Annotated in this window: 8 protein-coding genes and 2 pseudogenes; 5 read left to right on the top strand and 5 right to left on the bottom strand. The window is 72.3% G+C overall.

Annotated elements, in window-relative coordinates; translation table 11 throughout:
- The 3 genes and pseudogenes from CCN42_RS43785 to CCN42_RS19365 all read right to left on the bottom strand — a co-directional run.
- Positions 1-369 (bottom strand): annotated as a pseudogene (locus CCN42_RS43785) (DUF5667 domain-containing protein); the annotation flags it as partial.
- A gap of 242 nt (positions 370-611) precedes the next feature.
- Positions 612-1,382 (bottom strand): ECF subfamily RNA polymerase sigma factor, BldN family, encoded by a 771-nt coding sequence (locus CCN42_RS19370; protein ID WP_086169210.1) that lies wholly within the window; start codon positions 1,380-1,382, stop codon positions 612-614.
- Between the two features lie 401 nt (positions 1,383-1,783).
- Positions 1,784-2,689, bottom strand: a complete 906-nt coding sequence (locus CCN42_RS19365) for an HAD family hydrolase (protein WP_086737381.1) — start codon at positions 2,687-2,689, stop codon at positions 1,784-1,786.
- A 106-nt stretch (positions 2,690-2,795) separates the two neighbouring features.
- Here CCN42_RS19365 and CCN42_RS19360 point away from each other — a divergent pair, with 106 nt between their 5' ends.
- The 5 genes from CCN42_RS19360 to CCN42_RS19340 all read left to right on the top strand — a co-directional run bounded on the left by CCN42_RS19360 (position 2,796) and on the right by CCN42_RS19340 (position 8,408).
- The gene (locus CCN42_RS19360; protein WP_086737379.1) at positions 2,796-3,083 is read left to right on the top strand and encodes a glutaredoxin family protein; all 288 of its coding nucleotides are present in this window, start codon (positions 2,796-2,798) and stop codon (positions 3,081-3,083) included.
- 189 nt (positions 3,084-3,272) lie between these two features.
- Positions 3,273-4,034, top strand: coding sequence for a redox-sensing transcriptional repressor Rex (locus CCN42_RS19355; protein ID WP_043503039.1), 762 nt, complete (start codon positions 3,273-3,275; stop codon positions 4,032-4,034).
- Positions 4,031-5,740: a glutamyl-tRNA reductase gene (locus CCN42_RS19350; RefSeq protein ID WP_086737377.1), complete on the top strand. Its 1,710-nt coding sequence runs from the start codon at positions 4,031-4,033 to the stop codon at positions 5,738-5,740. The genes CCN42_RS19355 and CCN42_RS19350 overlap by 4 nt, the downstream gene beginning before the upstream one ends.
- The gene (gene hemC, locus CCN42_RS19345; protein WP_086737375.1) at positions 5,737-6,696 is read left to right on the top strand and encodes a hydroxymethylbilane synthase; all 960 of its coding nucleotides are present in this window, start codon (positions 5,737-5,739) and stop codon (positions 6,694-6,696) included. Before CCN42_RS19350 ends, hemC begins: the two co-directional genes overlap by 4 nt.
- Entirely contained in the window at positions 6,693-8,408 is a 1,716-nt protein-coding gene (locus tag CCN42_RS19340) for a bifunctional uroporphyrinogen-III C-methyltransferase/uroporphyrinogen-III synthase (RefSeq protein ID WP_086737373.1), read from the top strand. The genes hemC and CCN42_RS19340 overlap by 4 nt, the downstream gene beginning before the upstream one ends.
- 57 nt (positions 8,409-8,465) lie before the next feature.
- Here CCN42_RS19340 and CCN42_RS19335 read toward each other — a convergent pair whose 3' ends face one another.
- Positions 8,466-8,660 (bottom strand): DUF397 domain-containing protein, encoded by a 195-nt coding sequence (locus CCN42_RS19335; RefSeq protein WP_086737371.1) that lies wholly within the window; start codon positions 8,658-8,660, stop codon positions 8,466-8,468.
- Positions 8,657-8,780 (bottom strand): annotated as a pseudogene (locus CCN42_RS44545) (transcriptional regulator); the annotation flags it as partial. The gene CCN42_RS19335 and the pseudogene CCN42_RS44545, both read right to left, overlap by 4 nt.

Raw genomic sequence — 8,780 nt, 5'->3', positions numbered from 1 at the left:
GGCGGTGAGGCCCTTGGCCAGCCGGGTGCGTGGCCGGAGCTTTCCCAGCGAGGTCGTCGCCCGGTGTGCGCCCCGGGTGCGACGCTGCTCGGGCACCGAACGGTCCGCCTCGCCGCCCTCCTGCAGCATGGCCTCCATCGCGGCCACCAACTGGGCCCGCTGGACGACCTTGACCTCGGGGTCCAGCTCCGGTTTGGGCAGCTCGCCGAGACTGGTCGCGAGGGCCAGCAGCCGGCCCCGCTCGGCCGGTTCGTCGGCAGCCGGGGCGGATGCCCCGGGCTGCTCGTCCGCCGTGTCCCGGTCGGGCTGCTCCTCCAGAGCCTGGGCGAAGGCGTTCGCCCGCCGGTGCGCCGATACGTTCGCGATCACTGGCGGCACCTCCTCTCGTCATGACGGTCGACTCCCCAGGGGGTCCTGAGGGTTGCACACTCCGGCCGGATCCACGCGATCGAGCGAGCGGAGACGGCCGGGGTGTGACCACAGGGAGCCTGCATCCCGCACAACGAGCGGCGCGGCACTTGGGTTACGGACGGCGGACGAGCGGAGCGAGAAGTCAACAGACCTTGACGGACGGTGAGTTGGGGACAGCGGAGGGGGTGCGTGCACGGCGGTCAGCGCGCGTCGTCCGGGAGGAGCCGGGCGAGGGTGCGTACGGCGCGGTACTGGAGGGTCTTGATGGCGCCCTCGTTCTTGCCCATGACACGGGCGGTCTCGGCGACCGAGAGGCCCTGGAGGAAGCGGAGCGTCACGCACTCCTGCTGCTGGGGGTTGAGCCGCCGTACGGCGTCGAGGAGGGCGGCGTTGGAGAGGGACTCGAGGACGGAGTCCTCGGGGGAGCGCTCGACCTCGTTGGCGTCGAGCATCTCGCCGGTGGTCACTTCGAGCCGGAAACGGCTCGACTTGAAGTGGTCGGCGACCAGGTTGCGGGCGATCGTGACCAGCCAGGCGCCGAAGTCGCGGCCCTGCCAGGTGAACGTGCCGATGCGCCGCAGGGCGCGCAGAAAGGTCTCGCTGGTCAGGTCCTCGGCGGTCGCCTTGCCTCCCACGCGGTAGTAGATGTACCGGTAGACGGTGTCGCTGTACTGGTCGTAGAGACGGCCGAAGGCTTCGGCCTCGCCGGACTGGGCGCGTTCGACGAGGTCCATCATGCGGGCGCTGTCGCTGTCGGCGGCCGGGCGGCGCGCGGTGGCGGCGCCCGTGGAACGTCCTCGTCTGCCGACCGCGGCGCCGCCGTCGGCCAGTGCGTAGCACGGGCCTGCGGGCGCGGCGGAGGCGAAGGCGGGGACGGCGTACGCGGTGGGGACGAAGTCGCGCAACAGTCCTTGGACCGTTGCGCGCAGCGTAGCCAGGCCCGAGGCGTCAACCCCGACGTGTGGGTACACGGGACTCCCAGAGGCAGAGCTTCCATCACGTGCAGTGCGGGACCTTTCACCCGTCGTAGCGACGGAGGGGTACCGGATTGCGTCTGAGGAGAATAACGCTTCGTGCAGGGGCCGCTACACCCAGTTGCTCAAATCATCGATTACGTTGCTTCTGTAGCCGATTGACGACTACTCAAGTTCTGCAGAGTGACCGTTTATTGACCGGAAAAGTTCGGATTCCGGGTGGGTCGGAGACGTGTTGTGGCCGGGTGCGGTAAGGGGGGACTGGCCGGGCGTCCGGCTGGGTACGACTGGTGGATTGGCCCGCCCGGTGGGGCGTGTCGGCCGGGCTCGCGGCATCCGGTGCGCACGGCGAAAGGGCGCGGGAGGGACCGCGCCGGGTGATCGTCGGTGGGGCCGGGTCAGCGGCGGCGGCGGTGCAGGGCGATGGCCGCGGCCGTGCCGCCCGCCACCGCGCCGACGCCCGCCGCGGCGGGGATGCCGACCTTGGCCGCCTTGCGGCCGGTGCGGTAGTCGCGCAGCCGCCAGTCCATCTCGCGGGCGTGCCTGCGCAGTTTGCTGTCGGGATTGATCGCGTACGGGTGGCCGACGAGCGAGAGCATCGGGATGTCGTTGTGCGAGTCGCTGTACGCGGCGCAGCGGGACAGGTCGAGGCCCTCGGCGGCGGCCAGCGCGCGCACCGCCTCCGCCTTGGCGGGGCCGTGCAGGGGCTCGCCGACCAGTCTTCCGGTGTAGACGCCGTCGACGGACTCGGCGACGGTGCCGAGGGCGCCGGTCAGGCCGAGGCGGCGGGCGATCACCTGGGCGATCTCCACGGGGGCGGCCGTGACCAGCCACACCCGCTGGCCGGCGTCCAGGTGGGCCTGGGCCAGCGCACGGGTGCCCGGCCAGATCCGCTCGGCCATGTACTCGTCGTAGATCTCCTCGCCGATCGAACTCAGCTCGGCGACGCGGTGGCCCTGGACGATGGAGAGCGCCGAGTCGCGGGCGTCCTGCATGTGCTCGGGGTCCTCGACGCCGGCCAGCCGGAACCACGCCTGCTGCCAGGCGAACCGGGCCAGGTCGCGGGTCTCGAAGAACTTGCGCTTGTACAGGCCCCGCCCGAAGTGGAACAGGGCGGCACCCTGCATGACGGTGTTGTCCAGGTCGAAGAAGGCGGCGGCCTGTTCGTCACCGGGCACCGGGAAGGGCGGTTCGGGGGAGACCTCGGCGGACTTGCGGGCGGCCTCCGCCGAGGCCTCGCCTGCCAACACGCTCCGCGCCGTGGCGGAGCGCCTGCGGGGGGTGAGCCATCCGAGAGCGGCCATGGCGTGAGCATAGCCAGTCCGATCGGTGATTCCGTTCGGCGGCGGGTGGGGAGGCCGTGAAGTCCGCGTGGCCGAGCCGTCCGGGAAGGGCCCGGGGAGCGGGAGAATGGCCGGTATGAGTCCCATCTTCCGGCGCGGGGCCGCACCCGCCCCCCAGGACCGTCTGGTCACCCTGATCCGCAAGCCCGGCTGCCATCTGTGTGATGACGCACAGAGCGTGATCGAGAAGGTGTGCGGCGAGCTGGGTGTCCCGTGGGAGCAGAAGGACATCACGCAGGACGCTGACCTGCACGATCGCTATTGGGAGCAGATCCCGGTGGTGCTGGTGGACGGGGCTCAGCACACGTTCTGGCGGGTGGACGAACAGCGGCTTCGCAAGGCGCTGACGGCTTAGGATCGATGGCTGTAGTGGTCTCGGGGGCGTAGATCGTGAGGAAGGTAATCGGTCGTGACCCCCGTCACGTTGGCCGGGCAAATCGGACACCATCTTTGTGCACGCGTTCACAAAGACATAGCCTGCTGTCGACGGGGCGGTCCGGGGACGTATGACCGCCTGCAGCCCCGCTCTACCCGCAGGAGCACCGTGGCAACTGGCCGAACTCACCGACCGGCGACCCGTAGCCGAGGGATTCCCGAGGCCACCGTCGCCCGGCTTCCGCTGTACCTCCGCGCCCTGACCGCGCTCTCCGAGCGCTCGGTGCCGACCGTCTCCTCCGAGGAGCTGGCGGCCGCGGCCGGAGTCAACTCCGCGAAGCTGCGCAAGGACTTCTCGTACCTGGGCTCCTACGGGACGCGTGGTGTGGGCTACGACGTCGAGTATCTCGTGTACCAGATCTCCCGCGAACTGGGGCTCACCCAGGACTGGCCGGTTGTGATCGTCGGTATCGGAAACCTCGGCGCCGCGCTCGCCAACTACGGCGGGTTCGCCTCCCGCGGCTTCCGGGTCGCCGCGCTGATCGACGCCGACCCGAACATGGCCGGCAAGCCCGTCGCCGGGATCCCGGTGCAGCACACCGACGAGCTGGAGAGGATCATCCAGGACAACGGTGTGTCGATCGGTGTGATCGCCACCCCCGCCGGTGCCGCGCAGCAGGTGTGCGACCGGCTGGTCGCCGCCGGGGTCACCTCCATCCTGAACTTCGCGCCGACCGTGCTGTCCGTCCCGGACGGCGTCGACGTGCGCAAGGTCGATCTCTCGATCGAACTCCAGATCCTCGCCTTCCACGAGCAGCGCAAGGCCGGCGAGGAGGCCGCGGGCGAGGCCGCCGTGCCGGCCGCCGCGGGCCGCGGTGACTCCGCCGACCAGGGACCCGACGGGGACGTACCCGCCGTGATGCCGGCATGAGTCTCCTCGTGGTGGGGCTGAGCCACCGCAGCGCCCCGGTCAGCGTGCTGGAGCGGGCGGCGCTGAGCGCGGACGCCCAGATCAAGCTGGCGCAGGACACCGTCGCCGCCGAGCCGGCCACCGAGGCCGCCGTGCTGGCCACCTGCAACCGCATCGAGCTGTACGCCGACGTGGACAAGTTCCACGCCGGTGTCGCCGAGCTGTCCACGCTGCTCGCCCAGCACAGCGGCGTCGGGCTCGACGAGCTGACTCCTTATCTCTACGTGCACTACGAGGACCGGGCCGTCCACCACCTGTTCTCGGTGGCCTGCGGACTGGACTCCATGGTCGTCGGCGAGGGCCAGATCCTCGGCCAGATCAAGGATTCGCTGGCCCGCGCCCAGGACCTGCACACCGCCGGGCGGCTGATCAACGACCTGTTCCAGCAGGCCCTGCGGGTCGGCAAGCGGGCGCACTCCGAGACCGGCATCGACCGCGCCGGGCAGTCCCTGGTCACCTTCGGCCTGGAGCAGCTGGCCGCGGGCGGGCCGGTCGAGGACTGGGCGCGCGGCAAGAAGGCGCTGGTCATCGGCGCCGGTTCGATGTCCTCGCTGGCCGCCGCGACGCTCGCCCGCGCCGGGGTCGCCGAGGTCGTCGTCGCCAACCGCACCCAGGAGCGCGCCGAGCGGCTGGCCCAGATCCTCACCGAGGCCGAGGACGCGCACGTGCTCGCCCGCGCGGTGCCGATGGACGCGGTGCCGGACGAGCTGACACGTGCCGACGTCGCCGTCTCCTGCACCGGCGCGACCGGGCTGGTGCTCGGCGCCGAGGCGGTCGCCGCCGCGGTGCGGGGCCGCACCGGCGAGCCGGTCGCCGAGCCCGCCGGTGAGCGCCGTACGGCTGGCCGGGCGGCGGAGACCCGCCCCACCCCGCTGCCGCCCACCAGTGTCGGCACCGAGGACGGGTGCCCGCTGGACCTGCCCGCCGCCGCGTCCGGCTTCTCCGTGATGGGGGAGGCCGCCGTGGCCGGGATGGACGCGGCGACGCTGGAGCAGCACGCCGCGTGGGTCGCGGGAGCCCCGGCGGAGCGGCGGGAGACCGTCCGGTGGACGGCCGGCGCGGACGCCGAGCTGATCGGTGCGCTCGCCGCGACGGTGGCGACCGTCGGCCGGATCCCGGAGCGGCGCCGGCCCGAAGCCGTGGCCGCCGAGCGCCCGGAGCCCGTGCTCTTCCTGCTCGACCTCGCCATGCCGCGCGACATCGACGCGGCCGTGCACCGGCTCTCCGGGGTGCGGCTGGTCGACATCGAGTCGCTGGCGGAAGCCTCCGCCGACGCGCCGATGGCGGCCGACGTCGACCAGGTCCGCCGTATCGTTTCGGACGAGGTGGCGGCCTTCGGCGCGGCCCAGCGGGCCGCCCACATCACGCCGACCGTCGTCGCGCTGCGCACGATGGCCGCCGATGTCGTCGCCAGTGAGATCGCCCGGCTGGACGGGCGGCTGCCCGGCCTCGACGACAAGCAGCGCAGCGAGATCCGGCAGACCGTGCACCGGGTCGTCGACAAGCTGCTGCACGCGCCGACCGTACGGGTCAAGCAGCTCGCGGCCGAGCCCGGCGGCGCCGGATACGCGGACGCGCTGCGCACCCTGTTCGACCTCGACCAGGAGACGGTGGCCTCCGTCTCGCGCGCCGAGGACAGCACCGACAAGAACCGAGGGCCACGATGAGTGACAAGGCGCTGAGGCTGGGGACCAGGCGGAGCAAGCTCGCCATGGCCCAGTCCGGGCAGGTGGCGGAGGCCGTCAGCCAGGTGACCGGCCGGCCTGTCGAGCTGGTCGAGATCACCACCTATGGCGATGTCTCCCGTGAGGCGCTGGCGCAGATCGGCGGCACGGGTGTGTTCGTGACCGCGCTGCGCGACGCGCTGCTGCGGGGCGAGGTCGACTTCGCGGTGCACTCGCTGAAGGACCTGCCGACCACGCAGCCCGCGGAGCTGGTCCTGGCCGCCGTGCCGGTGCGCGAGGACCCGCGGGACGTGATCGTCGCCAAGGACGCGCTGAAGTTCACCGACCTGCCGCGCGGGGCGCGCATCGGCACCGGTTCGCCGCGCCGCATGGCGCAGCTGAACGCGTACGCCCGCACCCACGGACTCGACATCGAGTGCGTGGCGATCCGCGGGAACGTCGACACCCGGATCGGATACGTCCGAAGCGGTGAGCTGGATGCCGTCGTCCTGGCCGCCGCCGGACTGAACCGGATCGGCCGCAGCGAGGAAGTGACCGACTTCCTGTCGGTCGACACGGTTCTGCCCGCCCCCGGCCAGGGGGCCCTGGCGATCGAGTGCACCGCGGACAACGCGGACCTCATCGCCGCGCTCGGCGAACTCGACGACCCCTTCACCCGGGCCGCCGTCACCGCCGAGCGGTCCCTGCTCGCCGCCCTGGAGGCCGGCTGCAGCGCCCCTGTGGGCGCGCTGGCCGACCTGCTGGCCGACGGGCAGATTGTCAAGGAAATGCGCCTGCGCGGCGTCGTCGGCACGACCGACGGCACCTCGCTGGTGCAGCTGTCCACCACCGGTCCCGTGCCCCAGACGCACGACCAGGCAGTGGCGCTCGGCCGTGACCTCGCGGCCCGGATGCTTGCCCAGGGCGCGGCCGGTCTGATGGGGGAGCGAGCACAGTGAGCCCCACCACCCTTCCCGCCTGTCCCGACCACGGACACGTCACCTTCCTGGGTGCCGGACCCGGAGATCCGGGGCTGCTGACCCTGCGCGCCGTGGAGGCGCTGGCCAGCGCGGACGTCCTCGTCGCCGAGCACGAGGTGCTCGACGTCGTGCGCGTCCACGCCCGGCCGGGCGTCGCCGTCGTGAACACGGATCCGGATCCCGCGGGTCCTTCCGCGGACCGGCATCCGGGCACAGGCACGCCTCAGCTCACGGTCGTTGACGGCACGTCAACACCCGTTGCGGTACCCGCAGAACGGGATGCCGCACATCTTGTCATGGAGGCCGCACGGGGCGGCAGGCGGGTCGTGCGTGCCGTCTCCGGCGACCCCGGACTCGACGCGTACGCCGCCGAGGAGATGCTCGCCTGCGCCGCCGCCGGGGTCCCCTTCGAGGTGGTCCCCGGTGTCGCCGCCGCCGTCGGCGTGCCCGCCTACGCGGGTGTGCCGCTGCGCGACGCCGACGGCGCGGACGTGCGGTTCGTCGACGCGCGCACGGCGTCCGGCCGGTGCTGGACGGAGGTGGGCGCCTCCGACGGGACGGTCGTGGTGTCCACGACCCTCGACTCCGTGGCCGCCGCCGCGGGCGAGCTGGTCGCCGCCGGCCGCAAGCCCGACACCCCGCTGACGGTGACGGTCGCCGGTACGACCACCCGGCAGCGGACCTGGACGGCGACCCTCGGCACCATCGCCCAGACGCTGAAGCAGGCCAAGGTGCTGCCCTCGCCCGAGGGCGGGCGGCCGGTGATAGCCGTGGTCGGTGAGCGCAGCGCCGCCGCCCGGCGTGACCAGCTGTCGTGGTTCGAGTCCAAGCCGCTGTTCGGCTGGAAGGTGCTCGTACCGCGCACGAAGGAGCAGGCGGCGTCGCTCTCCGACCAGCTGCGGTCCTACGGTGCCGTGCCGCACGAGGTGCCGACCATCGCGGTCGAGCCGCCGCGCACGCCCCAGCAGATGGAGCGGGCGGTCAAGGGCCTGGTGACGGGCCGCTACGAGTGGATCGCCTTCACCTCGGTGAACGCGGTCAAGGCCGTCCGGGAGAAGTTCGAGGAGTACGGGCTGGACGCCCGTGCCTTCGCCGGGATCAAGGTCGCCGCGGTCGGCGAGCAGACCGCCAAGGCGCTGATCGCCTTCGGCGTGAAGCCGGACCTCGTGCCCAGCGGCGAACAGTCGGCCGCCGGACTCCTCGAGGACTGGCCGCCGTACGACCCGGTCTTCGACCCGATCGACCGCGTCTTCCTGCCGCGCGCCGACATCGCCACCGAGACCCTGGTCGCCGGGCTCATCGAGCTGGGCTGGGAGGTCGACGACGTCACCGCCTACCGGACCGTGCGCGCCTCGCCGCCGCCGGCCGAGACGCGCGAGGCGATCAAGGGCGGCGGCTTCGACGCCGTGCTGTTCACGTCGTCCTCCACCGTGCGGAACCTGGTGGGCATCGCCGGCAAGCCGCACAACGTCACGGTGATCGCCTGCATCGGGCCCGCCACGGCCAAGACGGCCGAGGAGCACGGGCTGCGGGTCGACGTGATGGCGCCCGAGCCGTCCGTGCACAAGCTCGCCGAGGCGCTGGCCGACTTCGGCATGCGGCGCCGGGCCGCCGCCCTGGAGGCCGGCGACCCGGTGACCCGGCCGAGCGAGCGGCGGCCGGGGGCGCGCAGGCGGCGGACGACGACCTGAGCCACGCGGATACGGCCCGCACCGTGAACTCGGTGCGGGCCGCGCGTGTCGACTCCGTCAGTGCGCGGAGGCGTACGGCAGGAAGGTCGCCCACGTGGTGGGGGCGAGGGTGAGGCGGGGGCCGTCGGGGTTCTTGGAGTCGCGCACGAGGATGCGGGTGGGGGCGGTGGCCACCTCGACGCAGGACGGGCCGTCGTCGGTGCTGTAGCTGCTCTTTATCCACTCCAGCTCGGCGCTGGGCTTGAGGCTCATGTCTCTCCCCGCAGGTTCTCGATGAAGGTCAGGGACTCTCGTGGCGTGAGAGCCTGCGCTCGGATGATCCCATAGCGCATGTCGAGGACGGTGGTCTCTTTCGGGTTGCACAACACACGG

It is taken from the genome of Streptomyces glaucescens (assembly GCF_002154375.1).
In the GTDB taxonomy this organism is placed as follows: domain Bacteria; phylum Actinomycetota; class Actinomycetes; order Streptomycetales; family Streptomycetaceae; genus Streptomyces; species Streptomyces glaucescens.
The sequence above is the reverse complement of the archived record's forward strand: the minus strand, read 5'-3'. Positions and strand labels throughout refer to the sequence as shown.

What these genes read in the sequence shown, in the direction of transcription:
- CCN42_RS19365 (WP_086737381.1), bottom strand. Translation starts at nt 2,689, where the DNA reads ATGGCCGCTCTCGGATGGCTCACCCCCCGCAGGCGCTCCGCCACGGCG.
- CCN42_RS19360 (WP_086737379.1), top strand. Translation starts at nt 2,796, where the DNA reads ATGGCCGGTATGAGTCCCATCTTCCGGCGCGGGGCCGCACCCGCCCCC.
- CCN42_RS19350 (WP_086737377.1), top strand. Translation starts at nt 4,031, where the DNA reads ATGAGTCTCCTCGTGGTGGGGCTGAGCCACCGCAGCGCCCCGGTCAGC.
- hemC (WP_086737375.1), top strand. Translation starts at nt 5,737, where the DNA reads ATGAGTGACAAGGCGCTGAGGCTGGGGACCAGGCGGAGCAAGCTCGCC.
- CCN42_RS19335 (WP_086737371.1), bottom strand. Translation starts at nt 8,660, where the DNA reads ATGAGCCTCAAGCCCAGCGCCGAGCTGGAGTGGATAAAGAGCAGCTAC.